This window comes from Burkholderia sp. Ed8 (assembly GCF_040761425.1).
GTDB classification, from domain to species: Bacteria; Pseudomonadota; Gammaproteobacteria; order Burkholderiales; family Burkholderiaceae; genus Burkholderia; species Burkholderia seminalis.
Genome location: NZ_CP142886.1, coordinates 1,402,065 through 1,428,186, shown reverse-complemented (window position 1 = coordinate 1,428,186; position 26,122 = coordinate 1,402,065). Strand labels below are relative to the sequence as shown.

Annotated in this window: 25 protein-coding genes and 1 riboswitch; of the genes, 7 read left to right on the top strand and 18 right to left on the bottom strand. The window is 67.9% G+C overall.

Translation table 11 applies throughout. The annotated features are described in order from the left end of the window. Positions 1 to 9: 9 nt before the first annotated feature. Positions 10 to 594 carry an SIS domain-containing protein gene (locus VXM69_RS20495; RefSeq protein ID WP_059559351.1) on the bottom strand — a complete coding sequence of 195 codons (585 nt, stop codon included), beginning with the start codon at positions 592 to 594 and terminating at the stop codon, positions 10 to 12. Between the two features lie 126 nt (positions 595 to 720). Further along, positions 721 to 1,149 (bottom strand): YraN family protein, encoded by a 429-nt coding sequence (locus VXM69_RS20490; RefSeq protein WP_175028547.1) that lies wholly within the window; start codon positions 1,147 to 1,149, stop codon positions 721 to 723. A gap of 46 nt (positions 1,150 to 1,195) precedes the next feature. Here VXM69_RS20490 and rsmI point away from each other — a divergent pair, with 46 nt between their 5' ends. After that, a complete protein-coding gene (rsmI, locus tag VXM69_RS20485; protein ID WP_034188058.1) occupies positions 1,196 to 2,074 on the top strand; it encodes a 16S rRNA (cytidine(1402)-2'-O)-methyltransferase in 879 nt (292 codons plus the stop codon). Positions 2,075 to 2,166: 92 nt separating this feature from the next. On the opposite strand, the gene VXM69_RS20480 is transcribed toward rsmI, so the two are convergent. Beyond that, complete coding sequence (locus VXM69_RS20480) at positions 2,167 to 2,778, bottom strand: septal ring lytic transglycosylase RlpA family protein (protein WP_034188059.1); 612 nt, start codon at positions 2,776 to 2,778, stop codon at positions 2,167 to 2,169. Between the two features lie 655 nt (positions 2,779 to 3,433). On the opposite strand from VXM69_RS20480, the gene VXM69_RS20475 reads away from it, so the two are divergent. The 3 genes from VXM69_RS20475 (at position 3,434) to VXM69_RS20465 (ending at position 5,284) form a co-directional block, all read left to right on the top strand. Then, positions 3,434 to 4,078 (top strand): MBL fold metallo-hydrolase, encoded by a 645-nt coding sequence (locus VXM69_RS20475; protein ID WP_226254387.1) that lies wholly within the window; start codon positions 3,434 to 3,436, stop codon positions 4,076 to 4,078. Further along, positions 4,075 to 4,734: an exonuclease gene (locus VXM69_RS20470; RefSeq protein WP_049030364.1), complete on the top strand. Its 660-nt coding sequence runs from the start codon at positions 4,075 to 4,077 to the stop codon at positions 4,732 to 4,734. The genes VXM69_RS20475 and VXM69_RS20470 overlap by 4 nt, the downstream gene beginning before the upstream one ends. 79 nt (positions 4,735 to 4,813) lie before the next feature. After that, positions 4,814 to 5,284, top strand: a complete 471-nt coding sequence (locus tag VXM69_RS20465; protein ID WP_006477376.1) for an Lrp/AsnC family transcriptional regulator — start codon at positions 4,814 to 4,816, stop codon at positions 5,282 to 5,284. A 44-nt stretch (positions 5,285 to 5,328) separates the two neighbouring features. Here VXM69_RS20465 and VXM69_RS20460 read toward each other — a convergent pair whose 3' ends face one another. From VXM69_RS20460 to VXM69_RS20450, 3 genes are all read right to left on the bottom strand, one after another. Beyond that, complete coding sequence (locus tag VXM69_RS20460) at positions 5,329 to 6,486, bottom strand: cation diffusion facilitator family transporter (protein WP_034188062.1); 1,158 nt, start codon at positions 6,484 to 6,486, stop codon at positions 5,329 to 5,331. Positions 6,487 to 6,728: 242 nt separating this feature from the next. Further along, the gene (locus tag VXM69_RS20455; RefSeq protein ID WP_006491875.1) at positions 6,729 to 7,022 is read right to left on the bottom strand and encodes an H-NS histone family protein; all 294 of its coding nucleotides are present in this window, start codon (positions 7,020 to 7,022) and stop codon (positions 6,729 to 6,731) included. Between the two features lie 356 nt (positions 7,023 to 7,378). Then, the gene (locus VXM69_RS20450) at positions 7,379 to 8,038 is read right to left on the bottom strand and encodes a HugZ family protein (protein WP_034188063.1); all 660 of its coding nucleotides are present in this window, start codon (positions 8,036 to 8,038) and stop codon (positions 7,379 to 7,381) included. A gap of 225 nt (positions 8,039 to 8,263) precedes the next feature. Here VXM69_RS20450 and VXM69_RS20445 point away from each other — a divergent pair, with 225 nt between their 5' ends. Beyond that, the gene (locus VXM69_RS20445) at positions 8,264 to 9,481 is read left to right on the top strand and encodes an MFS transporter (RefSeq protein WP_034188064.1); all 1,218 of its coding nucleotides are present in this window, start codon (positions 8,264 to 8,266) and stop codon (positions 9,479 to 9,481) included. A 104-nt stretch (positions 9,482 to 9,585) separates the two neighbouring features. On the opposite strand, the gene VXM69_RS20440 is transcribed toward VXM69_RS20445, so the two are convergent. Beyond that, a complete protein-coding gene (locus tag VXM69_RS20440) occupies positions 9,586 to 10,728 on the bottom strand; it encodes a branched-chain amino acid ABC transporter substrate-binding protein (RefSeq protein ID WP_034188065.1) in 1,143 nt (380 codons plus the stop codon). A 419-nt stretch (positions 10,729 to 11,147) separates the two neighbouring features. Further along, positions 11,148 to 12,227, bottom strand: coding sequence for an NAD(P)H-dependent flavin oxidoreductase (locus VXM69_RS20435; protein WP_367190120.1), 1,080 nt, complete (start codon positions 12,225 to 12,227; stop codon positions 11,148 to 11,150). Positions 12,228 to 12,451: 224 nt separating this feature from the next. On the opposite strand from VXM69_RS20435, the gene VXM69_RS20430 reads away from it, so the two are divergent. Both VXM69_RS20430 and VXM69_RS20425 read left to right on the top strand, forming a co-directional pair. Then, entirely contained in the window at positions 12,452 to 13,144 is a 693-nt protein-coding gene (locus VXM69_RS20430) for a dienelactone hydrolase family protein (RefSeq protein ID WP_049033307.1), read from the top strand. 81 nt (positions 13,145 to 13,225) lie between these two features. Further along, entirely contained in the window at positions 13,226 to 14,704 is a 1,479-nt protein-coding gene (locus VXM69_RS20425; RefSeq protein WP_367190198.1) for an amidase, read from the top strand. Positions 14,705 to 14,790: 86 nt separating this feature from the next. On the opposite strand, the gene metF is transcribed toward VXM69_RS20425, so the two are convergent. The 10 genes from metF to VXM69_RS20375 all read right to left on the bottom strand — a co-directional run bounded on the left by metF (position 14,791) and on the right by VXM69_RS20375 (position 26,078). Next, positions 14,791 to 15,621, bottom strand: coding sequence for a methylenetetrahydrofolate reductase [NAD(P)H] (gene metF / locus VXM69_RS20420; protein WP_034188068.1), 831 nt, complete (start codon positions 15,619 to 15,621; stop codon positions 14,791 to 14,793). A 19-nt stretch (positions 15,622 to 15,640) separates the two neighbouring features. Beyond that, positions 15,641 to 15,994: a phage holin family protein gene (locus VXM69_RS20415; protein WP_006477367.1), complete on the bottom strand. Its 354-nt coding sequence runs from the start codon at positions 15,992 to 15,994 to the stop codon at positions 15,641 to 15,643. A gap of 164 nt (positions 15,995 to 16,158) precedes the next feature. Further along, a complete protein-coding gene (gene ahcY / locus VXM69_RS20410; RefSeq protein ID WP_034188069.1) occupies positions 16,159 to 17,577 on the bottom strand; it encodes an adenosylhomocysteinase in 1,419 nt (472 codons plus the stop codon). 32 nt (positions 17,578 to 17,609) lie between these two features. Beyond that, positions 17,610 to 17,734, bottom strand: a riboswitch (S-adenosyl-L-homocysteine riboswitch). Between the two features lie 101 nt (positions 17,735 to 17,835). Continuing rightward, a complete protein-coding gene (locus tag VXM69_RS20405; protein ID WP_034188070.1) occupies positions 17,836 to 18,570 on the bottom strand; it encodes an RNA polymerase sigma factor FliA in 735 nt (244 codons plus the stop codon). 22 nt (positions 18,571 to 18,592) lie between these two features. Continuing rightward, a complete protein-coding gene (locus VXM69_RS20400; RefSeq protein ID WP_034188071.1) occupies positions 18,593 to 19,411 on the bottom strand; it encodes a flagellar biosynthesis protein FlhG in 819 nt (272 codons plus the stop codon). Beyond that, a complete protein-coding gene (flhF, locus tag VXM69_RS20395; RefSeq protein ID WP_367190119.1) occupies positions 19,404 to 21,188 on the bottom strand; it encodes a flagellar biosynthesis protein FlhF in 1,785 nt (594 codons plus the stop codon). Before flhF ends, VXM69_RS20400 begins: the two co-directional genes overlap by 8 nt. Continuing rightward, positions 21,185 to 23,287 carry a flagellar biosynthesis protein FlhA gene (gene flhA / locus VXM69_RS20390; protein WP_059559372.1) on the bottom strand — a complete coding sequence of 701 codons (2,103 nt, stop codon included), beginning with the start codon at positions 23,285 to 23,287 and terminating at the stop codon, positions 21,185 to 21,187. Before flhA ends, flhF begins: the two co-directional genes overlap by 4 nt. A 76-nt stretch (positions 23,288 to 23,363) precedes the next feature. Further along, positions 23,364 to 24,563 (bottom strand): flagellar biosynthesis protein FlhB, encoded by a 1,200-nt coding sequence (flhB, locus tag VXM69_RS20385; RefSeq protein ID WP_034188074.1) that lies wholly within the window; start codon positions 24,561 to 24,563, stop codon positions 23,364 to 23,366. A gap of 333 nt (positions 24,564 to 24,896) precedes the next feature. Next, positions 24,897 to 25,277, bottom strand: a complete 381-nt coding sequence (locus VXM69_RS20380) for a DUF805 domain-containing protein (protein WP_034188075.1) — start codon at positions 25,275 to 25,277, stop codon at positions 24,897 to 24,899. A gap of 297 nt (positions 25,278 to 25,574) precedes the next feature. After that, positions 25,575 to 26,078 carry a VOC family protein gene (locus tag VXM69_RS20375; RefSeq protein WP_034188076.1) on the bottom strand — a complete coding sequence of 168 codons (504 nt, stop codon included), beginning with the start codon at positions 26,076 to 26,078 and terminating at the stop codon, positions 25,575 to 25,577. Positions 26,079 to 26,122: the final 44 nt, after the last annotated feature.

Below are 26,122 nucleotides of genomic sequence, written 5' to 3'. Positions count from 1 at the left end.
CTCCTTCGTTCAATCCTCACCCAGCAGCATCGCGTCGATGCCGTCGCACAGGCAGTGGATGGTCAGCAGATGGACTTCGTGGATGCGTGCCGCGCGAACGGCGTGCACGCTGATCGGAATATCGGTATCGGACAGCGCGGCCGCGACTGCATGGCCATTGCCGCCCGTCAGCGCGACGACGGTCATCTCGCGCTCGTGCGCCTCGTCGATCGCCGCCAGCACGCGCGGCGACGCGCCGCCCGCATCGAGCACCAGCAGGATGTCGCCGGTCTGGCCGAGCACGCGCACCTGCTGCGCGAACAGCTGCTCGGCGGCCGCCGCCCCCATGAGGCCGGCCTGCGACGCATCGGTGGCCAGCGCGATCGCCGGCAGGCCCGGACGCTCGCGCTCGAAGCCGCCGACGAGCGACGCGGCGAGATACTGCGCGGCAGCAGCCGACGGGCCGTCACCGCACGCGACGATCTTGTTGCCGTTCGCCAGCGCGGCGAACATCGCATCGACCGCGGCTGCGATCGGCAACGACAGCGCGTCGGCCGCTTCGGCGTGAAGCGCGGCGCTGTCGTGGAATTGTTGCTGAATACGTTCGACTGACATCGATTCCTGGTGAACTGGGCGCGTGGCACATTTCGCGCGACATCGTGGGTGCGGCGAGTTCACCGTACTCCGGCACCCTCTCCCGGGGTCCGGCAAGAACTCTTTACATCTCGTCACACGTCGCGGCTACGCATCGTCGGTACGAAATGCGTCGCGCAGCCACGCGAGCCGGCCGGCCTCGAACGCGACGACATCGAACCGGCACGCGGCACCGGCACCGTGCCGCGCCCAGAACTGCAGCGCCGCCGCCACGAGGCGCCGCCGCTTGCGCCAGCCGACGCTCGCGGCCGCGCCGCCGTGCCGGACACTGCGCCGTGCGCGCACCTCGACGAACACGAGCATGCCGTCGGGCTCGCGCATCACGAGATCGAGTTCGCCGCCGCGCATCGTCACGTTCGCCGCGACGAACCCGAGGCCGCGGCGCTCGAGAAACTGCCGCGCGCGCTGCTCGAACGCCGCACCGACCGGTTTGGATCGTGCCGCGCCGGAAAAGTTGTCGCCCGCGTGCGGCAATCCGCGCCCGTCGCCCGGGCTGGCCGGCGCCGCGTGGCACAATGCCGACCTTGTTCCGCTTGCGCCGCGATTGCGTGCATTGCCTGCCATGACTGCCCTCCTCGAACTCGCGCACACGCAGCACTACCCGGACGCCGCGCTTTACGTGGTCGCCACGCCGATCGGCAATACGGCCGACATCACGCTGCGCGCGCTGCACGTGCTCGGCCTCGCCGACCGCATCGCGGCCGAAGACACCCGCAACACCGGCCAGCTGCTCGCCCGCTACGGGATCTCGAAGCCGCTCCTGGCCGTGCACGAACACAACGAACGCGAAGCCGCGCAGCGCGTGATCGAACTGCTGCGTGGCGGCGAACGCGTGGCTTACGTCTCGGACGCCGGCACGCCCGGCATCTCGGACCCCGGCGCGCGGCTCGTCGACGCGGTGCGCGAGGCCGGCTTCGCGGTGATCCCGCTGCCGGGCGCGAGCGCGGCCGTGACCGCGCTGAGCGTGGCCGGCGACTGGGCCGGCGCGTTCACGTTCGCGGGCTTCCTGCCGCCGAAGGCCAAGCAGCGCGCCAGCGCGCTGCAGGCGCTGGTGTCGCACCCGTATGCACTGGTGTTCTACGAAGCGCCGCACCGGATCGCCGAAACCGTCGCCGCGCTCGCCGATGCATTCGGCCCCGCGCGCCGGCTGCTGATCGCGCGCGAACTCACCAAGCTACACGAGCAGCTGTTCCAGGGCACCCTGTCCGAAGGACAGACCTGGCTGGCCGGCGATGCGAACCGGCAGCGCGGCGAGTTCGTGCTGGTCGTCGAAGGCGCGCCGGCGTCGAGCGGCGAAGCCGACGACACCGCGCACGACGCGCTGCTCAGGCTGCTGCTGGAAGAAGTGCCGGTGAAGAGCGCGGCCAAGCTCGCGGCCGCGCTGACGGGCGCATCGCGCAACACGCTGTATGCGCGTGCGCTCGCGCTGAAGGAAGGCTGACGCGGAACGACGCCGCGCCGAAACGACAAAGGGCTGCCGGAAGGCAGCCCTTTGTACTTGATGCTCGACGCGTGAGCGGACGAACCGCCGCGTTACTTCGCCGAGATCGACGCGAGCATTTCGTCGCGCGCCTCGCGCGCTTCCTGCGGCGACAGCCCCTCGATCTTCACGCGGCCCGTGCCGGCGTGCACGAGGCCGATCAGCTTGGCAGCGGCATACGACAGGTCGAGCACACGGCCGCGCTTGAACGGCCCGCGATCGTTGACCTTCACGACGACCCACTTGCCGGTCGACGCATTCGTCACCTTGATGTACGACGACAGCGGCAGCGTGCGGTGCGCGGCGGTGAGCGCGTTCATGTTGAAGCGCTCGCCGTTCGCGGTGCGGCGGCCGTGGAAATCCCGCCCGTACCACGAAGCGCGGCCCGTCTGGCGGAAGTCGGATACATCCTTGCCGTCGATCGGCTCGGCGTCGGCCAGCGACGGTTTCTTCGCGTCCTTGCTGTCCGCGGCCGGCAGCGATGCCAGCGCGGAATCGAAATTGAGCGGCTGCTTGTCGTCGTCCGCCTTGGCGGCCGCGGCCGTCTTGTCGACCGCCTTCTTCTGGTTCACGCTGCCGGTGGTCTGGCTGGATGGCACCGCGCAGCCCGTCAGCGCAAAAAACAATGCAATGGTTCCGAATCGACTCGGAAAACGTAAATTCATCGACGTGTCGCCTTCTGGTTCGGGCCGCTCCGATACAACGCTGCTTCACAACGCAGATACGCGGCCCGGACGGCAAATGCGTGCACGCCCCGCTCGGATGCGAGCAGGCGGCTAGCATGGGCGCGGCTTTCGTCTATGCCGCAACCGTCCTGATTAGTTTTCACGTCTGGCGCAACCTGTCCCCAACAGCCTGACCAGACCCCACATGCCGCCATCGAACATGGCTCCACGTTCGCGCGCGTCGATACGACCAACGCACAGGAACGGCGGCACAGGCCTCATCCGGCGGCGCGGCAGCAGGGCCGCAGGCGGGCGCGCAGCACCCGGCCGGACAAGACGTGAGCACCGAATGCTCGGTGCTGGATACACCGCCGGACTCCCCGGCGGCTGATGCTTGACGGTGAATCGGACGCCTCTTTTAACGGGGCCGAAACACCAGCGAATGGCGTGAAATTCACGCGCAATGGGGCGCATTATACATAAATCAAAACGCCATCTCGAAAAGCACCCCCGACGGACCATTGATTCTCACTATGGCTGTAACAATCGGCATGCTCCGGGAATGCCCTCACCCGCGCGCCGCGGCACGCGTCGCACGAGCGGCAGGCGGCGCGCGCGACCGGTACAATCGCTCCTTTTAGCCGCCGGTGCCTCCATGAAAGTCACGCTCATTCCGGTCACGCCGTTCCAGCAGAACTGCTCGCTGCTCGTCTGCGAGAAAACGGGCCGTGCCGCCGTCGTCGATCCGGGCGGCGATCTCGACCGGATCCAGCAGGAAGTCGCGCGGCAGAACGTGCAGGTCGAGAAAGTGCTGCTCACGCACGGGCACATCGATCACTGCGCGGGCGCGAAGACGCTCGCGACGCACTACGGCGTGCCCATCGAGGGGCCGCAGGAAGAAGAACGCTTCTGGATCGAGAAGCTGCCGATGCAGAGCGAGCGCTTCGGCTTTCCGGCCGCCGACACCTTCGAGCCCGACCGCTGGCTGAACGACGGCGACACCGTGCGGTTCGGCGACGAAACGCTCGAGGTCTATCACTGCCCGGGCCATACGCCCGGCCACGTCGTGTTCTTCAGCCGCGCACACCGCATCGCGATCGTCGGCGACGTGCTGTTCGCGGGCTCGATCGGCCGGACCGATTTCCCGCGCGGCAACCACGAGGATCTCGTCCGTTCGATCAAGGAGAAGCTGTGGCCGCTCGGCGACGACGTCACGTTCGTGCCGGGCCACGGCCCGGTGTCGACGTTCGGCGACGAGCGCCGCACGAACCCGTTCGTGTCAGACAAGGTATTCGGATGAACCAGACCGCCATCCCGGAAATCTACGTCAGCACCGACGTCGAGGCCGACGGCCCGATTCCCGGCCCGCACTCGATGCTGAGCTTCGCGTCGGCCGCCTATACCGAGGACAAGCAGCTGATCGCGACGTTCTCGGCCAACCTCGAGACGCTGCCCGGCGCGCAGGCGCACCCGGTGCAGGAAGCGTGGTGGAAGACCGAACCGGAAGCCTGGGCCGCGTGCCGGCGCGACCTGCAGGCGCCCGAGGCGGCGCTGGTCGCGTACGTCGACTGGGTCGAGGCGCTGCCCGGCAAGCCCGTGTTCGTCGCGATGCCGGCCGGCTTCGATTTCACGTTCATGTTCTGGTACATGATGCGCTTCGCGGGACGTTGCCCGTTCTCGTGGTCCGCGCTCGACATCAAGACGCTCGCGTTCGCGATGACGGGCCTGCCGTATCGCAAGGCGATCAAGCCGCGCTTTCCGAAGCACTGGTTCGACGACCATCCGCACACGCACGTCGCGCTCGACGACGCGATCGAGCAAGGCGCGCTGTTCTGCAACATGCTCGCCGACCTGCGCCGCCAGCAGGCCGCGCTCGCCGGCCTCGCCGTATCGGACACCGATCGGTCGGAGCGCGCGGGGGCGGGACAAAATCCCACGGATCCGCGAGCAAATTAGCGAATCTCGCTCACCAGCGCCACGCCAGATTGCCTTTCCTTTCCCGGCCCTCTAACATTCAGCATGTTGTTGCTGCCGCATGGAGGCGCAGGTGACGCTCGATTCCTTTTCGCAAAAAATCCTTCGCCTGTTGCAGCTCGACGCGCGCCGTTCCGTTCAGGAAATTTCCGACCAGGTCGGCCTGTCGAGCACGCCGTGCTGGCGCCGCATCAAGGACATGGAACAGTCGGGCGTGATCCAGCGCTACACGGCGCTGCTCGATCGCGAGAAGCTCGGCCTGCACGTCTGCGCGCTCGCGCACGTGCACCTGACACGCCACAACGAAGGCGGCGTCGAGCAGTTCGAGCGCGAGATCGCGACCTGCCCGGAAGTCACCGAGTGCTACAGCACGACGGGCGAAGCCGATTACATCCTCAAGATCGTCGCGCCGGACATCAAGGCATACGACGTGTTCCTGCACGAGCGCATCTTCAAGATCCCCGCCGTGTCGCAGGTGCGCACGAGCGTCGTGCTGCGCGAAATCAAGTTCGACACGCAACTGCCGCTGTAACGCGCGGGCCGGCCCGGCCGGTGCGCGGCGTGCGCGGCCGCCGGTCACGCACGCGCGGGCATCGCGCGCGTGAAGCCGATCCGGCGCGCGCCGAACTCGCGCTCCAGCGCACCGACGTCGATCCGGCCGGCCAGCGCCGCATCGGTATCGTGCGGATCGCTGACGAGCGTCACATCGATCTCGAGCCCCGTACTCAGGTAATGCAGGTTGATCGCCGCCGCCTGCAGCCCGCGCTGCGCGAGCGCGGCCTCGAGCCGTGCCGCGATCTCGCCGCGCGGCGGCAGCGCGAGCGCCGGACGGCGCGCCGCGTCGTTCTCCGGATCGACATGGATCAGCGCGTCGAGCACGCGCGGGTCGGACAGCACACGCGCACGCGCGGTTTCGGCAATGTAGTGCCCTTCGGATACGGAAATCTTCGGATCGACGAGGATGTGCGCGTCGACGAGCGCGGCATCGCCCATCTTGCGCGTGCGCAGGTCGTGCACGTCGCGTACGCCCGGCGTCGCCGCGAGCAGCGCGCGGATCTCGGCCGTATCGCCCATATCGAGCGCGCGGTCGGACAGGTCCTGCAGCGCGTCATAGCCGAACGTCCAGCCCATCCGCGCGACCATGAAGCCGACGATCGCGGCCGCGATCGGGTCGAGCAGCTTCACGCCGGCCAGGCTGCCGACGATGCCGATCGCGACGACCAGCGACGAGGCGGCATCCGAACGCGCATGCCATGCATTCGCGACGAGCATCGCCGAACGCACGCGCCGCGCCTCGCGCAGCATATAGCGAAACAGCGCCTCTTTCGACACGAGTACCGTCAGCGCCACGACCAGCGCGGAAAAATGGACGGCGGGGATATTGTCGAGATTGACGAGGCGGTCGCCGGCGCGCCAGAGCATGCCGATCCCGACCGCGATCAGGATCGCGCCGAGAAACAATGATGCGACCGTCTCGTAGCGGCTATGACCGTAATTGTGGTCGGCATCGGGCGATGCGCCACTATGACGATTCGCAACCAGCACGACAAAATCCGAGATCAAATCGGATATCGAATGCACACCGTCGGCAATCAACGCCTGCGAATGCGCAATCGTACCGACGACGATCTGAAATGTGGCGAGCACCACATTCAGCACAATACTGACGAGCGTGCTCTTGCGCGCAACCGTGTGCTTATCTGCGCTCTGCGCGTCGCCGGAAAACGTGGACATGAAATATGAGATATCGGTGTGCGATACGCAATTCTATCAAACGCGCGTCGCGAACCCGCTCAATACCCGAAAATTTCTTATTCAAATCAATCGCTTATACGAACGTGTCGCATTTTCATTCACATGGCGATTATTACATTTTCATGACAATGTTTGCAGGGCGGCTGCGTCCGGAAACAAAAAAGCCGCGCTCCTGAACGGACACGCGGCTCTTTCGAAGCGCAGACGACTTAAACAAACGTTTAAATCGCAAACTGTTCGCGGTTCTTGCCTGCAATCCAGCGCGGCGGCTTGCCACGGCCCGACCACGTCGCGCCCGTTTCCGGATCGCGGTACTTCGCGGCCACGCCTGCGCGCGGACGGCCAACCTTGCCTGCCTTCGCGCGGCTGAGACCGAGTTCGGCGAGCGAAAAGCCGTAGTCGGCAATTTTCTGCTTCACGTCATTCAGCACTTCAGCGTATTCACGCGACTTCGCTTCTTCGATTTGCTTCTCCAGCTTCTCCCGCTGGGCCAGCAGGTCCTTGTAAGAAGACATAGTTTCCCTTTCTATCTGACTAATGGCGCCGGTCTGCAGCCAGCTCACCATTCATGAAATATATGTGCCTCGGATTTTCGAAGGCAGAGATTAGCACAAAAAAGATTTGATAGAAGCGAGATTCACGAAAATCCCGAGATCAATTGTAATTCGCGCATGTCATTTTGACCGGCCGCGGCCTTTTCTCAAATTTTTACGTCTCCGTACAGAGATTAGGACATTAGCGATTGCCTATTCGGACTATCAACATACGCAATTACCCTGTATTCGGGAAAATAGAAGCTTTCATCGGACGACAGCTTTGCGAAAACCACATGACGCGGTTTGCTAAACGGACAAATCACTGACCCGCGACGTCACGTCACACCGCGTGCGCATGCCGTCAGCCGGTCGCGCAGCGCGCCGAGATCGGCCGACGGCGCATCGAAGGGCGTACGCACCCGGCGGCCGTCGTATCGCCAGTCGGCGCCGTGGCAATCGACGCCGAGCAGGTCGAGCCCGTCGCGGCGCGCCTCGCCCGTCTCGTAGGCGTTCCACAGCGCCTGCTCGTCGTCGAACGCGAGCGGCGGCCGTGCATCGAGATGCGGGCCGTCGACCCAGCCCATCCGCCCGAAACCGCCGATATAGCGCAGCCGCTCGATCTCGAGCGCCCAGAACGCGAAATCGCCGAGTGCGAGATAGCGCGCGGCGTCCGGCTCATAGCGCTGGTAGCGCGCGGCGACATGCGGATCGTCGCCGAGCGGCACGAACCGGCCGAGCAGCGTCGCACGCTCGGCGTTCAGCACGTCGCCATCCGGCGCGTCGACGACCAGGAAGCCCGCGCGCGGATCGGCGGCGAGATTGCGCGTGTGCTCGGCCAGGCCGCTGACGAGGATCACGGGCCGATGGCTTGCATCGGGTGCAAACGGGACGACCGTCGGATACGGGAAACCCTGTGGTTCGCGCGTATGAGTGGCGAGCGTGCCGAGCGCGCAACGGTGCAGCAAATGCAGCGCGAGGGCGGGATCGATGTTCAAGAGGACTCCTGCGGTCGAAGGGCGGCGCGTCGTGCATGCCGCATACGATTCGATGTTACCCGCCGGCGCGACGCGCCGCGCATCGACCGAATGGCCAATGCGGCCCGGCCGTCCGATCGTCGGCCGAACGGCAGTCCCCGGCACGATCGTAAGCGGTTCGATAGAATCGGACGATTCCGACGGACGCCGCGTGCGTCCGCGCATTTCCTCCTGGCGAGCCTTCCCGTGTCCGAATCCTCCTCCCCCGAATCGTCGTCCCCGTTCGCCGCGCCGCCCGACGCGCACCGCGTGCTGCCGCTGCCGGCCCGCCAGCGCGCGCGCACGGCGTCGATGGCGCTGTTCTTCGTCGCCGGCATGATGTACGCGTCCTGGGGCGTGCACGTGCCGACCGTGCGCGACAAGTTCGCGCTGAGCCCCGGCCTGCTGTCGATCGCGCTGTTCGCGGTCGCCGGCGGCTCGATCGCCGCGATGCTGACCATCGCGCGCTGGATCACCCGCGTCGGCTCGCGCACCGCGTGCCTCGCCGGCGGGCTCGTGATGTCAGCGTGCGCGGCGCTGATCCTCGTCGTGCCCGACTACTGGATGCTGCTCGCGGTGCTCGCGCTGTTCGGCTTCTCGATGGCCACGCTCGACGTCGCGATGAACGCCGAGGCGAGCGCGGTCGAGATCGCGCTCGGCAAGCCGATCATGTCGTCGCTGCACGGGATGTTCAGCATCGGCGGGATGGCGGGCGCGGCCGCCGGCGGCGCGCTGCTGTCGGCGGGCATGGCGCCGGCCGTGCACCTCGCACTCGCGGCGGCCGTGAGCGCGGCGGTGCTCGTGGCCGCCAGCCCGGCCGTGCTGCCGCACGTGCCGCACCACGAACACGCGCACGGCGGCGGCAACCGCTGGCGCTCGCCCGCGTTGTGGATGCTCGGCGGCATCGCGCTGATCGCACTGGTCGCCGAAGGCGCGATGTACGACTGGGCGACGGTCTACATGCGCGACGTCGTCGCGGCGAGCCCCGCGCTCGCGAGCGCCGCGTATGCGGCGTTCTCGGGCGGGATGGCCGTCGCGCGCTTCGCGGGCGACGCCGTGCGTGCGCGCTTCGGCGCGCCGCAGCTCGTATTCGCGAGCGCGTCGCTCGCATGCGCGGGGATGATCGGTGCGCTGCTGCTGCCGAATCCGGCCGCAGTGCTGACCGGCTTCACGCTGATGGGCCTCGGCCTCGCGAACATGATGCCCGTGCTGTTCGCGGCCGCCGCGCGCGTGAAGGGCATCCACGCGGCCGAAGGGCTCGCGCACGTGGCGGGGCTCGCGTATTTCGGACTGCTGTTCGGTCCGGTCGTGATCGGTGCGGTCGCGCAGGCCGCGAACCTGACGATCGGCCTGTCGGTCGTCGCGCTGTGCGCGGCACTCGTCGCGCTCGTCGCGCCGAGGGTGCTCGCCCATCTGAAGATCTGACGGTACGACGCACACCGCCCCGAACGGCCCAAAGAAAACCAAAAGAAAACGCGCATGCGTTGCCGCATGCGCGTTTTCACCCCTTCTGTTGACCGCTTGTCGCGTTACATCTTCACTTCGTCGAGCAGCGACTTCTTGCCGCCCTTGTAGTTGTACAGCGAGATCACGCCGTGCTGCAGGTCGCCCTTCGAGTCGAAGGTCGTCGTGCCGATCACGCCCGAGTAGTTCGTCGTCGGCATCGCCGCGAGGATCTTCGCCGGGTCCGTCGAGTTCGCGCGCTTCATCGCGTCGACGATGATGTACACGGCGTCATACGTGAACGGTGCGTAGATCTGGATCGGCTGGCCGAAGCGCTTCTCGTACTTCGCCTTGAACGCCGCGCCGCCCGCCATCTTCTCGAGCGAGGCACCGGCTTCCGAGCACACCACGTTGTCGGTCGCATCGCCGGCCAGGTCGGCCAGCTTTTCCGTGCACACGCCGTCGCCCGCGAAGATCTTCGCGCGCAGGCCGAGCTGCTTCGCCTGTTTCGCGAACGGGCCGCCGGTGGCGTCCATGCCGCCGTACATGATCGCGTCGGGGTTCTCGCCCTTGATCTTGGTCAGAATCGCGCGGAAGTCGACCGCCTTGTCGTTCGTCGCGTCATGCGACATCACCTTCAGGCCGAGCGCCTTCGCCTTCTTCTCGAACTCGTTCGCGAGACCCTGGCCGTATGCGGTCGAATCGTCGACCACCGCCACGCTCTTGATGCCCTTCGAGTGCGCGTAGTTCGCCAGTGCCGGGCCCTGTTGCGCATCGGTCGCGACCACGCGGTACGTGGTCTTGAAGCCTTGCTGCGTATAGGCCGGGTTGGTCGCCGACGGCGAGATCTGCACGATGCCCGCATCGCTGTAGATCTTCGAGGCCGGGATCGACGTGCCCGAGTTCAGGTGGCCGACCACGGCGACGACCTTGTCGTCGACGAGCTTCTGCGCAACCTGCGTGGCCTGCCGCGGGTCGGCCGCGTCATCCTGCGGGTCGAGTTGCAGCGTGATCTTCTGGCCGCCGATCGTGAGACCCTTCGCGTTGATCTCCTCGACTGCGAGACGCGCACCGTTTTCGTTGTCCTTGCCCAGGTGTGCAATGCCGCCCGTCAACGGCGCGACGTGGCCGATCTTGACGACTTGATCGGCGGACGCGTTGCTTGCAGCTGCAGCGCACAGCATTGCTGCGGCGGTGATCGGCAACAGCTTTTGCATCTTGATATTCATGTAAGTCTCCAGTTCGGTCCCAATAAACGCCATCGCCCGGTGCCCCGCTGCCATCCCTGTGTTTGCAATCACTGGACGATTCGCCGGATGCATCGTTCATGCACTTGGCCTCAAGCACGTGAAAACAGCCGCTTTTAGCAGCCGCCCCCGTCCGTACTTGCGCGCAAGTGTAGGCGATCAAATTAATTTGTGGGACTTTTTTGGGGTAGTGGTAACACTACCGATATGCGCACTTTGGAAGGGTGACTCGAATATCGCCGCAAGCCCCGCCGGATAAGGGTTTCCGCTAATTTCCGGCAGCTTCCCGACAGATCGATTCAAAAGATTCCCGGGTCATTTCGATTCGGTATTTTGTGCCCGGGATCATTGAATGAAACGCGCGTGACAACACGCGCGCTTCGTCGTCCGGCATCAACCATTCAGGCGGCCGATGCGCGCCATTCGGCATCGAGCGCCGCGACGAGCTGCGACGTCGTCAGCGCATCGCCGCGGCGCCGCGCGAGCGGCGCGCCCTGTCCGGCCCACAGCGACAGGTAGTCGCCGTCGTTCGCGCGCGCGGCGGCCTGACGCAGCGGCTGCGTCAGCGCGTTCTGCACCGGGTACGGCGCGACGTCGGCCACGTGTGCGCCGAGCCGCGCCATCAGCGTGTTGCGCAACCCGCGCGCGTGGCGGCCGGTGATCGCACGGGTGACCTGCGTCGACGTATCGGTGCTCGCGAGCAGGCGCGCCTTCCAGTCCGCCGCGATCGCGCTTTCCATGCAGGTGAGGAACGCGGTGCCGAGCTGGGCGCCCTGCGCGCCGAGCGCGAGCGCGGCCGCGATCCCGCGGCCGTCCATGATGCCGCCCGCGGCGAGCACGGGCAGGCCGGTCGCGTCGACGAGCTGCGGCACGAGCGCGAGCGTGCCGATCAGCGCATCGTCGACGGAACCGATGAACGTGCCGCGATGGCCGCCCGCCTCGGCGCCCTGCGCGGACAGCGCGTCGGCGCCGGCCGCCTGCCACGCGAGCCCTTCGGCCACGTGCGTCGCGGTGCCGATCACATAGGTGCCGGCCGCCTTCAGCCGCGCGACGTCGGCCGCGTCGAGCACGCCGAACGTGAAGCTCGCGACCGGCACGCGCAGCGCGACGAGCGCGTCGAGCTGCGCGCGGAAGTCGGGCGCGTAGCGGACCGGCGCGGTGCCCGGCGGCAAGCCGAGCGCCGCGTTCAGCGGGTCGATCGCGGCCAGTGCGCGCGCGACGGTCGCCGCGTCGGGCGTGGCGTCCGGCAGCACGAACAGGTTGACCGCGAACGGGCGATCGGTCGCCGCGCGAATGGCGTCGACTTCGGTGGCGAGGCGCTCGGGCGCGAACGCGGCGGCGCCGAGGCTGCCGAGCGCGCCCGCGTTCGATGCGGCGGCGACCATCGCGGTCGTGGTCGCGCCGACCATCGGCGCCTGCACGAGCGGCAGGCGCAGGCCGAAGCGTTCGGAAAAGGGCGTGGCAAACAGACGGGCAGACATGGCGAATCCTTCGATGAACGATGCGCGAAAGCGCTTTGTAAATGCCGGTACATCGACTCTATCGAAGCCGCGCGGCGCCGAAAAATGAATAATCGAGATCGAAACGATCGCTGCGCGAGAAGCCGGCGCGTGCGCTGCAGCACCCGTCGATTGGTGGCACACTAGGCCGCCCTCTTTCACCCCGGGGTGCGCATCGCGCATCCCGTTCGCCAGGAGTTCAGAACGTGACTGCCCAATGGATCGACATCCCGACCGGTAACGACAGCTTCGGCGGCTATCTCGCGCTGCCCAAGCGCGGCAAGGGCCCTGCCGTCATCATCATCCAGGAGATCTTCGGCGTGAACGCGCACATCCGCGCGGTCGCCGACCAGTACGCGTCCGACGGCTTCGTCGCGCTCGCGCCGGACGTGTTCTGGCGCACGCAGCCGCGCGTCGAGCTGACCTACGAAGGCGCGGATCGCGACAAGGGTATCGAGCTGATGAAGAAGACCGACGTGGGTCTCGCGGTTGCCGACATCGGCGCGGCGGCCGACGCGTTGCGCGCCCGCCCCGAAGTAGCCGGCAAGGTCGCCGCGATCGGCTACTGCTTCGGCGGCCAGCTCGCATACCGCGCGGCCGCGACCGGCAAGCTCGACGCGGCCGTGTCCTATTACGGCGGCGGCATCCAGAATGCGCTCGACCTGGCCGGCAAGGTCACGCAGCCGATCCTGTTCCACTACGCGGAAAACGATCACGGGATTCCGCTCACGGCCGTCGATGCGGTGAAGGCCGCGTTCGCCGGCCATGGCCACGCGTCCTTCCACGTGTACGCGGGCGCCGAGCACGGCTTCAACTGCACGGACCGCGCGTCGTACAACCAGCGCGCGGCGGCGCTCGCGCACGGCCGCACGCTGACGTTCCTCGCCGAGCACCTGTAAACAAGCCCGGCCGCGGGCCCGGCGCACCGGGCCCGCGTTATGCTCCCCTCATCGCCACGAGTCACAACGGGGGTGACAGCGATGCACTCGGACTATCTCGCGCATGACGCGATCGGCCTCGCGGCGCTCGTGCGCGACCGCAAGGCCAGCCCGCGCGAACTGCTCGACGCCGCGATCGGGCAGGCCGAAGCGGTCAACGGCGCGATCAACGCGATCGTGCTGCAGGACTACGAAGCCGCGCGCCAGCGCGCGGGCGCCGCACCCGAACCCGGCGCCGATGCGCCGTTCGCGGGCGTGCCGTATCTCGTCAAGGATCTCGGCGCGGCGGTCGCCGGGCTGCCGCTGTCGATGGGCAGCCGGCACTACCGCTATTTCGTGCCGGCCGACGATTCCCCGGTGATCGCGCGCAGCCGCGCGGCGGGCCTGAACGTGTTCGGCAAGACCAACACGTCGGAAATCGGCCAGATGCCGTACACCGAACCCGAGCTGTTCGGCGCGTGCCGCAACCCGTGGAATCTCGACCACACGCCCGGCGGCTCGAGCGGCGGCGCCGCGGCGGCGGTCGCGGCCGGCATCGTGCCGCTCGCGCATGCGTCCGACGGCGGCGGCTCGATCCGGATTCCCGCGTCGTGCTGCGGGCTGTTCGGCCTGAAGCCGAGCCGCAACCCGATGCTCGTCGAACAGCCGTCGAACGGCGAACTCGTCGTCCAGCATGCGGTGTCGCGCAGCGTGCGCGACAGCGCGCTGCTGCTCGACGTGACGACGGGCCAGACGCTGCCGGCCGGCGCACCGGGCACCTTCCTCGGCGCGATCGACACGCCGCCCGGCCCGCTGCGGATCGGCTTCGTCGTCGATCCGATGCTCGCGCCGGCACTCGCCGACGACACGCGGGCGGCGCTCGACGATGCGGCCGCGCTGCTCGAATCGCTCGGTCACCATGTCGAACCGGCGACGCTGAACGTCGACTACGCCCGCGCGGCCGAAACCTTCCTCACGCTGTGGGCGACGATCGCCGAGGAGATGGTGCTCGGCGCGCGCGCGTTGACCGGCCGCACGCCGCGGCGCGGCGAATTCGAGGCCGCGACGTGGGCGATGGCCGTGGTCGGCCGGCGCCTCGCCCGCACGCGCCTGCCGGACGTGCTCGAATGGCAGCGCCAGCTGACCGTGCAGGTTTCCGGTCTCGTCTCGCGCTACGACGCGATCCTGTGCGCGTCGCTCGCGGCGCCGCCGGTGAAGATCGGCGAGCTGCAGCCGACGCCGTTCGAATCCGCGCAGATGAAGCTGGTCGCCGCGCTGCCCGTCAAGCCGCTGCTGAAGGAAATGCTCGCGAAGTCGTCGGAAAAGGCGTTCGCGTGGGCCGGCTGTACCGAGCTGTTCAACCTGACCGGCCAGCCGGCGATGTCGGTGCCGCTCTACTGGAATGCGCGCGGGCTGCCGATCGGCGTGCAGTTCGCCGCGCGCCACGCCGACGACGCGCTGCTGCTCAGGCTCGCGCGGCAGCTCGAGCAGGCGCGGCCGTGGTTCGATCGCCGCCCGCCGCTGATGCAGGCGCAGCGCTGACGCGCCGGCGCTTGCGCCACGCGTCACGAAAAAAACCCCGCCGGGAACCCGGCGGGGTTTTGGCGCATGCAACCGCGCGACCGCGCTTACACGGCGAGCCGTTCGCAGATCGTCCGCGTGGCGGTCGCTGCGTTCAGCGTATAGAAATGCAGCCCCGGCACGCCCGCGTCGATCAGGCGCTGGCACAGGCCCGTGACGACGTCCGCGCCGAACGCGCGGATCGACTCGCGATCGTCGCCGAAGCTTTCGAGCCGGCGCGCGACCCAGCGCGGCACTTCGGCGCCGCACATCTCGGAGAAGCGCATCAGCTGCGAGAAGTTCGTGATCGGCATGATGCCCGGCACGATCGGCACGTCCACGCCCAGCTTGCGCGTATCGTCGACGAAGCGGAAATACGCGTCGGCGTTGAAGAAGTACTGCGTGATCGCGGAATTCGCGCCGGCTTTCACCTTGCGCGCGAAATTCTCGAGATCGGCCTTCGGCGAACGCGACTGCGGGTGGTACTCCGGGTAGCCGGCGACTTCGATGTGGAACCAGTCGCCATGCTCGGCGCGGATGAAGCTGACGAGCTCGGACGCATAACGCAGCTCGCCGACCTCGCCCATCCCCGACGGCAGGTCGCCGCGCAGCGCGACGATGTGCCGGATGCCGTGCGAGCGGTACTGGTCGAGGATCGCGCGCAGGCTGTCGCGCGACGAGCCGATGCACGACAGGTGCGGCGCGGCCTCGAGGCCGTCCTTCTGCATGTCGAGCACGGTATCGAGCGTGCCCTGCTGCGTCGAGCCGCCGGCGCCGAACGTCACGGAGACGAATTTCGGCTTCAGCGGCAGCAGTTGCGCACGCGTCGCGCGCAGCTTTTCGACGCCGTCCGCCGTCTTCGGCGGGAAGAATTCAAACGAGAGTTCGATCGGTTTCATGATTCGGTGGGTTCAGCCCTCAGCCGATGTCGCGCTGGCCGAAGATCAGGGCGGACAGCAGCCACGACACGATGCTGTACAGGATCGACCCGAAGAACGCGGACCAGAATCCCGACACCTCGAAGCCCTTCAGCAGCGACGACGCGAACCAGAAGCACAGCGCGTTCACGACGAGGATGAACACCCCCAGCGTGACGATCGTCACGGGCAGCGTCAGCAGGATCAGCACCGGACGGATCACCGTGTTGATCAGGCCGAGCACGACCGCGATGATCAGCGCGGTGCCGAAGCTCTTGATGTGGATCGACGGCACGAGATACGTGATGATCAGCAGCGCGAGCGCGTTGATGACCCAGGTGAGAATGACGCTCATGGAGTGCTCCGGTTCGGTTGTCGATCTGTACGATCAGTGGCCGCCGCCGGCCGCCGCGCGGGCCCGAAGGCGCCGCGCGGCAAGCCGGCGATCCGGCGCCGGGCCGCTGCCGCACCGTGCGTCCCGCAGCGGGGCGCGCACGGCACGGCGGCGGCCGCGACGCATCAGTAGCGGTAGTGGTTCGGCTTGAACGGGCCGTCCTTCTGCACGCCGATGTACGAAGCCTGCTCGTCCGACAGCACGGACAGGTTCGCGCCGATGCGCGCGAGGTGCAGGCGCGCGACCTTTTCATCGAGATGCTTCGGCAGCACGTACACCTTGTTCTCGTACTCGTTGCCGCGCACGAACAGCTCGATCTGCGCGAGCGTCTGGTTCGCGAACGAGTTCGACATCACGAACGACGGGTGGCCGGTCGCGCAGCCGAGGTTCACGAGGCGGCCTTCCGCCAGCAGGATCACGCGCTTGCCGTCCGGGAAGATGATGTGGTCGACCTGCGGCTTGATGTTTTCCCACTGGTACTGGCGCGTCGACGCGACGTCGATTTCCGAGTCGAAGTGGCCGATGTTGCAGACGATCGCGTTGTGGCGCATCGCCTTCATGTGATCGTGGTTGATCACGTGGTAGTTGCCGGTCGCCGTCACGAAGATGTCGGCCTTGTCGGCCGCGTATTCCATCGTCACGACGCGGTAGCCTTCCATCGCCGCCTGCAGCGCGCAGATCGGATCGATTTCGGTGACCCACACGGTCGCGCCCAGGCCGCGCAGCGACTGCGCGCAGCCCTTGCCCACGTCGCCGTAGCCCGCGACGACCGCGACCTTGCCCGCGATCATCACGTCGGTCGCGCGCTTGATGCCGTCGACCAGCGATTCGCGGCAGCCGTACAGGTTGTCGAACTTCGACTTCGTGACCGAATCGTTCACGTTGAACGCCGGGAACGGCAGGCGGCCGTCCTTTTCCATCTGGTACAGGCGGTGCACGCCGGTCGTGGTTTCCTCGGTCACGCCCTTGATGTGCGCGAGGCGCTTCGAGTACCAGGTCGCATCGATGTCGAGGTGCTTCGCGATCGACTTGTACAGCGCGACTTCTTCCTCGTTGGTCGGCTTCGCGATCACCGAACGGTCCTTCTCGGCCTTCGCGCCGAGGATCAGCAGCAGCGTTGCGTCGCCGCCGTCGTCCAGGATCATGTTCGCGAATTCGCCGTTCGGCCATTCGAAGATGCGGTGCGAGAACTCCCAGTATTCGTCGAGCGACTCGCCCTTGAACGCGAACACCGGCGTGCCGGCTTCGACGATCGCGGCCGCGGCGTGATCCTGCGTCGAGAAGATGTTGCACGAGGCCCAGCGGACGTCCGCGCCGAGCGCCTTCAGCGTCTCGATCAGCACGCCCGTCTGGATCGTCATGTGCAGCGAACCGGCGATGCGCGCGCCCTTCAGCGGCTGCTGCGCCTTGTATTCGTCGCGGATCTGCACGAGGCCCGGCATTTCGGTCTCGGCGATGTTGAGTTCCTTGCGGCCCCAGCCGGCCAGTGCCATGTCGGCGACGACGTAATCGTGGGAAGCCTTGGAATCGATAATGGCGTTCATCACGCCCTCCTTTCTAAAAAAGTTCTAGATTGGTGACGTGAGCGCCGTTCAGGAAGCGGGGCCGGCGCGACGATCGCTGAACGCGCCGCACGGCTGCTTGGTGAAGCCTTCCGAGCCTGGCGGACACGGACGGTCCGTCGCAACGCTCCTCGGAAAACGGAGGGGATTGTAGCAAATCGGCGCGCAAAATGCGCGAGCACCGCGACGCAAGCACGGCGCAAGCGCGCGGCGTCGGCGCGCGTGGCCGCCCTGACAGGGTCAGGACTCCGCGCCGACCCAGGCCTGTTCGCGCAGCCGCGCGCGCAGACGCGCGACGGCCTGGCTGTGCAGCTGGCACACGCGCGACTCGCTCACTTCGAGCACCGCGCCGATCTCGCGCAGATTCAGACCCCGTTCGTAGTACAGCGACATCAGCAGCTTCTCGCGCTCCGGCAGCCGCTCGATCGCCTCGACGAGCGCCTCGCGCAGGTGCTCGTCGAGCAGCGCCGACAGCGGATCGGCGTGATCGACGCGATAGCGGTCGAGAAACGGCTCGTCGTCGGCCGCGCGGTCGAAATCCTCGTAGTAGATGAGCTGGCTGCCGTGCAGGTCCTGCAGCATCCCCTGGTATTCGTCGAGCGGCATCTTCAGGTGCTCGGCGATCTCGGTCTCGCTCGCCGAGCGGCCGAGATGCTGCTCGACCTGGTGCACCGCGTGCTCGACCTCGCGCGACGTCTTGCGCAGGCTGCGCGGCAGCCAGTCGTTGCTGCGCAGCTCGTCGAGCATCGCGCCGCGGATGCGTTGCGTCGCGTAGGTCTCGAACTGCGCGCCCTGGTCTTCCTTGTAGCGGCCGGCCGCGTCCATCAGGCCGATCATGCCGGCCTGAATCAGATCGTCGAGATCGACGCTCGCCGGCATCTTCGCGACGAGCTGCAGCCCGAGGCGACGCACGAGCGGCGCATATTGCGCGAGCACGTCGGCCTGGGACATCTTTCCTTGAGCGTTGTACATCATGGCTCTCTCCTTCCGGTGGCGCTCACGCGGCGTGTGCCGCGCCGGCCTCATACGACGGCTTGCCGCCCGCGTGGACCGCGCGCCCCGTGCCCGGCCGCGGGCGCATCGGCCAGTACAGCAGGTCGGCGGCAATCTGCCGGTAGTCGCGCGCAGCCGGCGACGACGGGAACGCATCGACCACCGCGTGCATCAGTTCGCGCGCATGCTCGACGAGCGGATCGGCGCTCACGCAGCCCGCGTCGGCGATCGACACAGTCAGGTAGCGGCTCGCGACGCCCGCGAGGTTGTCGAAGGCCGTCTTCGCGTCCGCGTGGCTGCCGACGTGATTGGTCAGCACGCGGAACTGCGCGAACGCGTGCGCGAAATGCAGCCGCTTCATGCATGCGTACGCCTCGGTGATCGCCTGCGCGGCGACCCGCGTGACGACCAGCACGTCGTGGGCCTCGCGGGCGAGCGCCGAGAACGAACCGTCGGCGCCGAGCTGCGCGTCGACCAGCACGATGTCGGCCGGGCCGTCGATGAAATCGCTCAACTGCGCGTCGCTGTAACCGGCACGCGCGAGCCGCGCGGCCGCGCACAGGCCGAAGCCGGCAGCCACCCGCGTGCGTTCGCCGTCGCGCAGCCACGCGCCCGCCAGGGTCGCGCTGGCCGAATGCACGTCGGCGCGTTCGTCGACGACGAGCACGTCCTTGCCGAGCGACGCGAGCGCCGTCGCCAGATTCACGATGGCGGACGTGCAGCCCACCCCCGTCGGCCCGCCCGTCACCGCGACGATGCGCGACGCGCGCCCGGCCAGCAGGCGCCGCAGCCCTTCGGCCTGGTCGATGATCCGTTTATCCAAATCGCACCTCGTGCAGCTCGGCGGTGGAACGTGCGGTCAGTGCGGAAAGCAGCGTCGGCATGTCCTCGTCTTGCGGCACGAAGGGGGAGCCGTCGCGCGGCACACAGAACGCGCTCTTCAGCAGGAATTTGGTCGAGGCGACGTACAGGTTCTCCGGCACCTTCTGGCCGGTCGACACGTAGTGGACCGGCAGCTTGTAGCGGATCACCGTGTCGAGCACGCCGCCGAGGTGGGTCGCCTCGTCGAGCTTTGTGAGGATGCAGCCGGCGAGATCGGAGGATGCCGCGTGCGGATGCTCGCCCGCGCTGCGGTATGCCTGCACGACTTCGTTGAGCGTGTCGCCGTGGCTCGTCGCGTTGAGCAGCAGCAGGCGCTGCACCGGCGCGTTCGCGCCGTGCAGCATCGCGATCTGGTCGGACACCGCGCGGTCGCGCTGGCTCATGCCGATCGTGTCGATCAGCACGATGTGCTTGTTGCGCAGCTCGGACAGCGCGAGCGCGAGATCGCCCGCATCCTTCACCGCGTGCACCGGCACGCCGAGGATCTTGCCGAAGATGCGCAACTGCTCGTGGCCGCCGATCCGGTAGCTGTCGGTGGTCAGCAGCGCGACCTTGCTCGCGCCGAAGCGCATCACGCAGCGCGCGGCCAGCTTCGCGGTGGTGGTCGTCTTGCCGACGCCCGTCGGCCCCATCAGCGCGAACACGCCGCCGCGCTCCATCAGCGCGTCCTCGCTGTCGAGCACCGGCAGGTTCGACGCGAGCACCGACTGCGCCCATTCGGCGGCCTGTTCGAAGGTCTGCGTGCCGTCGCCGGACGGCAGGTTGTCGACCAGCATCCGCACGAGCTGCGCGGAGAAACCGGCCGCGAACAGGTGCTTCGTCAGCGCGCCGTGCACGGCGCTGCGACGCTGGCGGTCGTGCCACTTCAGGCTGTCGAACTGCTCTTCCATCATCCCGCGCAGTTCGCCGAGTTCCTGCATCACCGTGTCGTTGACGATCCGCTCGATGCGCGACTTCACCGCGTCGGCCACCGCGGCGGCCGTGTCGGCGGACAGGCGCGTGCGCTCGGCCGTCTTTGCCGCGTGCGCGGTGCCCGTTTCGGGCGCGCGGGGGGCGGCCGGCATCCGGCGCTCGGCGTCGCGCACGATGTCGCGCGCCCAGTCGGGCGGCGTCGCGCGCGCGGCGGCCTGCGGCGCGGGTGCGCTCGCGGGCGGCGTGGCCGGCGCCTGCGCGCGTGCGATCAGCGCGTCGCGCTGCTGCGTCAGGCGCTTCGCGTGCTCGACCAGCCAGGGGGCGGGTTCGGCCGCGCCGGCGGCCGGGGTGTCGGCGGCGATGCCGGCAGCGGACGTGGCGATCGGCGGCGAGGCCGCAGCCGGCGGCATGCCGGCCGGCGCATCCGCATCGAGCGCCGACGCGTGCGCGTCCGGCTCCTCCGCGTCGGCGCTCGCGCCGAACACGGACGAGAACACGTCCGGCAGCCCGCCTTCGCCGGCGGCATAAGGATTCATGACCGGGCGCGCCGGTACCGCGCCCGGGCGCGACACGATGCCCGGCACGGCGGCGGCCGGCACGGATTCCGGCAGGCGCGGCGTGGCGAGGCGCGAGCGGGCGGCCGGCGGCGTCACCGCGGCCAGGTCCGAATCGGCGAGTGCAACGATTTCGACGCTGCCGTCATCGAGCGTGCGGTTCGACAGCACGACCGCGTCGGCGCCGAGCGCCTCGCGCACGAGACGAAGTGCGTCGCGGCTCGTTGCGCCGGTGAATTTGCGAATGTTCAAGCGGAACCCCCGATGACGTTAACGACCTTGATCGTGCGTGTGTCCGGCACTTCGGCATACGACAGCACTTTCAATTGCGGCAGGCTGCGGCGCAGGAAACGCGCGAGCATCGCGCGCAGCGCGTGCTGCACGAGCAGCACGGGCGGCAGCCCGAGATTCTGTTGACGCAGCATCGCTTGCTGCGTGCCGGTCAGAAGGTTGTGCGCGAGGCCGGGTTCGAGGCCCGGGTTCGCGCCGGTGGCGAGCGCCTGCGACAGCACGCGCTCGAGATTCGCATCGAGGCCCATCACCTGCATTTCGCCGGCGCCCGGATACCACTGCTGCGTGATCGCGCGGCCGAGCGAGAGCCGCACCGCGGCCGTGATCTCGTACGCGTCGCCGCGGCCCGCATGTTCGGACACGGCCTCGAGGATCGTGCGCATGTCGCGGATCGGCACGCCTTCCTCGAGCAGGTTCTGCAGCACCTTCTGCAGCGTCGTCAGCGAGATCGTCTTCGGCACGAGGTCCTCGACGAGCGACGGCGCGTCCTTGCCGGTGCGCTCGATGAGCGCCTGCACTTCCTGGCGGCCGAGCAGTTCGGCCGCATGCTGGACGACGAGATGGTTCAGGTGCGTCGCGACGACCGTGCTCGCGTCGACCACCGTGTAGCCGTACACCTGCGCCTGCTCGCGCAGCGCGACGTCGATCCACACGGCCGGCAGCCCGAACGCGGGATCCTGCGTGACCGCGCCCGGCAGCGCGGCCGTCACCTGGCCCGGGTTGATCGCCAGCCACTGGCCCGGGAACACTTCGCCGACGCCGATCTCGACGCCCTTCAGCGCGATCCGGTACGCGTTCGGCCGCAGCTCGAGGTTGTCGCGGATATGGATCACCGGCGGCAGGAAGCCGATCTCCTGCGCGAATTTCTTGCGGATGCTCTTGATGCGCTTGAGCAGCTCGCCGTCGCTGCCCTTGTCGACAAGCGGGATCAGCCGGTAGCCGACTTCGAGGCCGAGCGGATCGATCAGCTGCACGTCGTCCCAGGTTGCCTCGTGGCTGTCGGACGGCAGCACCGCGGGCGGCGCGATGTCGGTCACGTCGCCGGCCGCCTTGCGGGCCGCCGCGCGCCGGGTCAGCGTGCGGGCCAGCCAGATCGCGCCGCCGCCGAGCGCGAGAAACGCGAAGTGCGGCATCCCGGGGATCAGCCCCATGACCACGATGATCACGCCGGTGATCGTCAGCACGCGCGGGTTCGTGAACAGCTGGCCGGTGATCTGCGTGCCGATGTCCTCGTCGGTCGCGACGCGCGACACGATCACGCCGGCTGCAGTCGAGATCACGAGCGACGGGATCTGCGCGACGAGGCCGTCGCCGATCGTCAGCAGCGTGTAGTTCGTGCCGGCCGCGGCGAACGACATGTCGTGCTGGACCATCCCGACGATCAGCCCGCCGATCACGTTGATCGCCATGATGATCAGGCCGGCGATCGCATCGCCGCGCACGAACTTCGACGCGCCGTCCATCGACCCGTAGAACTCGGCTTCCTGCGACACGGCGAGACGCCGCTTGCGCGCCTGTTCCTCGTTGATGAGGCCCGCGTTCAGATCGGCGTCGATCGCCATCTGCTTGCCGGGCATCGCGTCGAGCGTGAAGCGCGCGGACACTTCGGCGATCCGCCCCGCGCCCTTCGTGATCACCATGAAGTTGATGATCATCAGGATCACGAACACGACGATGCCGACCGCGAAATTGCCGCCGACGAGGAAGTGACCGAACGCCTCGATCACCTGGCCGGCGGCGTCCGGCCCGGTGTGGCCCTCGAGCAGCACGACGCGCGTCGACGCGACGTTCAGCGACAGGCGCAGCAGCGTCGAGAACAGCAGCACGCTCGGGAACGCCGCGAAGTCGAGTGGCTTCATCGTGTACATGCTGACGAGCAGCACCATCACCGACAGCGCGATGTTGAACGTGAACAGCAGATCCAGCAGCATCGGCGGCAGCGGCAGGATCATCATCCCCAGGATCATGCAGATGAGGATCGGGCCCGCGAGCGCGCGCAGGTTCGTGCCGGCGAACGGGTTCTGGCGCTTGGCGAACAGGCCGGTGGTCGGGGTGCTCATGCTGCCTCCGGCCGGGCCGCGTCAGGGGCGGTAGCCGCTACGGGGAACGGCGCGCGCGGGTGAGCGTGGGGGCGGATCATTGCGACGCTCCTTGCTGGCCGAGCGTGTCCTCGGCTTCCTCGCGTTCGTCGCCGGCGGCGACCGACGTGCCCTTGTCGAGTTCGGCCGGCACGTCGAGATCGACCGGCACCGCCGGAAACGCGCCGCCTTCCGAGCGGAAGCGCTTGAGCTGGTAGACCCACGCGAGCACCTCGGCGACGGCCGAGTACAGCGAGCCGGGGATCTCGCGCTCGAGTTCGACGTTGTGATACAGCGCACGCGCGAGCGGCGGCGCCTCGAGCAGCGGCACGTTGTGTTCGGCCGCGAGTTCGCGGATGCGCGCCGCGACGAGGTTCACGCCCTTCGCGACGACCTTCGGCGCGCGCATCTCGCCGTCCGTGTATTGCAGCGCGACGGCGAAGTGCGTCGGGTTCGTGACGACCACGTCGGCCTTCGGCACGGCCGCCATCATCCGGCGGCGCGCGATCGCGCGCTGCTGCTGGCGGATCCGCCCCTTCACGTGCGGATCGCCTTCGTTCTCGCGATGCTCGCGCTTCACTTCTTCCTTCGTCATGCGCAACTTCTTGTTGTACTGCCAGATTTGGTAAGGCACATCGAGCGCGGCGACCACCAGCATCCCGGCGACCGTCGTGCCGCAGCACACGGCGACCAGGTGCAGCGCGTCGGGGAGCGCGACGCCGAGCGGCTGCGTCGCGAGGCCGAGCAGTTCGTCCTTGCTGCGCCAGATCGCGACGCCGCCGATCCCGCCGACGACGATAGTCTTCGCGACCGACATCCCGAGCTGGATCGGCCCCTGGATCGAGAAGATCCGGCCGAGGCCCGAGATCGGGTTCAGGCGGTCGAACTTCAGCTCGAACGTCTTCTGCGAGATCAGCCAGCCGCCGAGCGCCATCGGCGCGAGCAGCGCGGCGAGACCGGTGAGCGCGAGGATCGGCAGCAGCGCGGTGAGGCCCTCGAGGCTCGCGCTGCCGGCCGCCGACAGCATCCGGTTCGTGTCGAATGCGGTCGCGCGATCGAACGTGAACGCGCCGCGCAGCATCGTCTGCAGATGCGCGCCCGACGGGCCCGCGAGCAGCCATGCGCCGTAGAACCCGGCCGCGAGCAGCGCGAACGAAGCCAGCTCGCGCGAACGCGCGACCTGCCCCTCCTCGCGCGCCTTCTCGCGGCGCCTGGGAGTGGCGGCTTCGGTCTTGTCGAGATCGCTCTCGTCTGCCACGGGGCCTCCAGTCGGGTACGGCGGAATGCCGCTTTCCAGTGACACCGATTATTCATGCAGGCGTCAAACGCCGATCGGTCGAGCAAAGCCGGGAAAGGGGGGTATTTCGGAGAATCGGGCGAGCCGGTGCGAACGCGGCTGGCGCGGGGGCGCAGCGACGCGCGGCAACGCGGAAAAACGTGCCGATCGGCGCGATGGCGAGGGGTCGGCCGCGGGCAGGACGCCGACGGCGGGAAGCGGGGAAAAGGGTGAAACGACTGCGGTGAACCGACGGGCGGGAAAGGCGGGACATTCAGGCCCCGGCGCGACGCTCGCGCGCCGGGGCGGGACCGGTCAGACGGCCGGAATCGGATCGGCGCCGAAGCGGTTCGGGCCGTCGGTGCCGCGCGAGCACATCCACACGAGCAGCAGGATGCCGCCGACCACCGGAATCAGCGCGATCAGCAGGAACCAGCCCGAGCGGCCCGTATCGTGCAGGCGGCGCACGCTGACCGCGATGCCCGGAACGAGCAGCGCCAGCGAGACCAGGCAGATGACGCCGAGCAGCAGCAGCGTGATCAGGCCGCCATCGCGGCCGGCCGCGCCGATGACCTGGGCCGCGATCGAAAGAATGACGCTCAGCAGCGTGAAATACCAGTATTCGGCACGACGCGCACGGCCTTCGAATGTCGCGTATTTATTGAGTGCGGTACGAACGGCTTCGGAAAAACCCATCTTATTACCCTCCTGTTTTATATTGGCACCCCGGAAACAACGCCGGCATTATATGTTTGATTTTCACCGGACTCCATCTGTTTCGCCTGCCGGCCGGCGCTCGCCCGTTCGCATGGACGCCGATGCCGCGTGGGAAAGGCCGCTTAAGCATAATGCGGTACCGCGGCCTTGCATGCCGCGTCATTTTAATAATCTTGAAGACCTGACAGAAACGACAGCCCCCGATAATCCGGCATTTGATTACATTCGAATGAAACCGCGCACCAACGATAATCGCGTGACGTGCGCGGCATTCGATTATCCGGCCTGATCCGCCGCCTGCTGCAGCGCGGCGAGGTCGAGCTTCTTCATCGTCATCACCTGCGCCATCACGCGCTCGGCGCGCGCCGGGTCGCCCGTCATCAGTTCGGCCATCTGCACCGGCACGACCTGCCACGACACGCCGAAGCGGTCGCGCAACCAGCCGCACTGCTGCGCGCGCTCGTCGCCGCCTTCGGACAGGCGTGCCCAGTAATGATCGATCTCGTCCTGGTCGCGGCAGTTGACGACGAACGACACGGCCGGCGTGATCTGGAACACGGGGCCGCCGTTCAGCGCGACGAACGCCTGCCCGTCGAGCTCGAACGCGACGGTCATCACCGCGCCCTCCGCGCTGCCGGACGCGTGCGCGCCGGCCTTGCCGTAGCGCGCGACGTGCACGATGCGCGCGTTGTCGAACACCGACACGTAGAAGCCGGCCGCCGCCTCGGCGTCGCGGTCGAACCACAGGAACGGCGTGATGCGCTGGATACGCGGGTTCATGACGTTGTCTCCTCGATGTCGTGCCGGCACCGGTGCCGGTCTTA

What these genes read in the sequence shown, in the direction of transcription:
- VXM69_RS20495 (WP_059559351.1), bottom strand. Translation starts at nt 594, where the DNA reads ATGTCAGTCGAACGTATTCAGCAACAATTCCACGACAGCGCCGCGCTT.
- ahcY (WP_034188069.1), bottom strand. Translation starts at nt 17,577, where the DNA reads ATGAACGCCATTATCGATTCCAAGGCTTCCCACGATTACGTCGTCGCC.
- VXM69_RS20380 (WP_034188075.1), bottom strand. Translation starts at nt 25,277, where the DNA reads ATGGGTTTTTCCGAAGCCGTTCGTACCGCACTCAATAAATACGCGACA.
- VXM69_RS20480 (WP_034188059.1), bottom strand. Translation starts at nt 2,778, where the DNA reads ATGAATTTACGTTTTCCGAGTCGATTCGGAACCATTGCATTGTTTTTT.
- VXM69_RS20440 (WP_034188065.1), bottom strand. Translation starts at nt 10,728, where the DNA reads ATGAATATCAAGATGCAAAAGCTGTTGCCGATCACCGCCGCAGCAATG.
- VXM69_RS20375 (WP_034188076.1), bottom strand. Translation starts at nt 26,078, where the DNA reads ATGAACCCGCGTATCCAGCGCATCACGCCGTTCCTGTGGTTCGACCGC.
- VXM69_RS20460 (WP_034188062.1), bottom strand. Translation starts at nt 6,486, where the DNA reads ATGTCCACGTTTTCCGGCGACGCGCAGAGCGCAGATAAGCACACGGTT.
- rsmI (WP_034188058.1), top strand. Translation starts at nt 1,196, where the DNA reads ATGACTGCCCTCCTCGAACTCGCGCACACGCAGCACTACCCGGACGCC.
- VXM69_RS20435 (WP_367190120.1), bottom strand. Translation starts at nt 12,227, where the DNA reads ATGTCTGCCCGTCTGTTTGCCACGCCCTTTTCCGAACGCTTCGGCCTG.
- VXM69_RS20455 (WP_006491875.1), bottom strand. Translation starts at nt 7,022, where the DNA reads ATGTCTTCTTACAAGGACCTGCTGGCCCAGCGGGAGAAGCTGGAGAAG.
- VXM69_RS20475 (WP_226254387.1), top strand. Translation starts at nt 3,434, where the DNA reads ATGAAAGTCACGCTCATTCCGGTCACGCCGTTCCAGCAGAACTGCTCG.
- VXM69_RS20425 (WP_367190198.1), top strand. Translation starts at nt 13,226, where the DNA reads ATGCACTCGGACTATCTCGCGCATGACGCGATCGGCCTCGCGGCGCTC.
- metF (WP_034188068.1), bottom strand. Translation starts at nt 15,621, where the DNA reads ATGAAACCGATCGAACTCTCGTTTGAATTCTTCCCGCCGAAGACGGCG.
- VXM69_RS20465 (WP_006477376.1), top strand. Translation starts at nt 4,814, where the DNA reads ATGGAGGCGCAGGTGACGCTCGATTCCTTTTCGCAAAAAATCCTTCGC.
- VXM69_RS20470 (WP_049030364.1), top strand. Translation starts at nt 4,075, where the DNA reads ATGAACCAGACCGCCATCCCGGAAATCTACGTCAGCACCGACGTCGAG.
- flhA (WP_059559372.1), bottom strand. Translation starts at nt 23,287, where the DNA reads ATGAGCACCCCGACCACCGGCCTGTTCGCCAAGCGCCAGAACCCGTTC.
- VXM69_RS20415 (WP_006477367.1), bottom strand. Translation starts at nt 15,994, where the DNA reads ATGAGCGTCATTCTCACCTGGGTCATCAACGCGCTCGCGCTGCTGATC.
- VXM69_RS20405 (WP_034188070.1), bottom strand. Translation starts at nt 18,570, where the DNA reads ATGATGTACAACGCTCAAGGAAAGATGTCCCAGGCCGACGTGCTCGCG.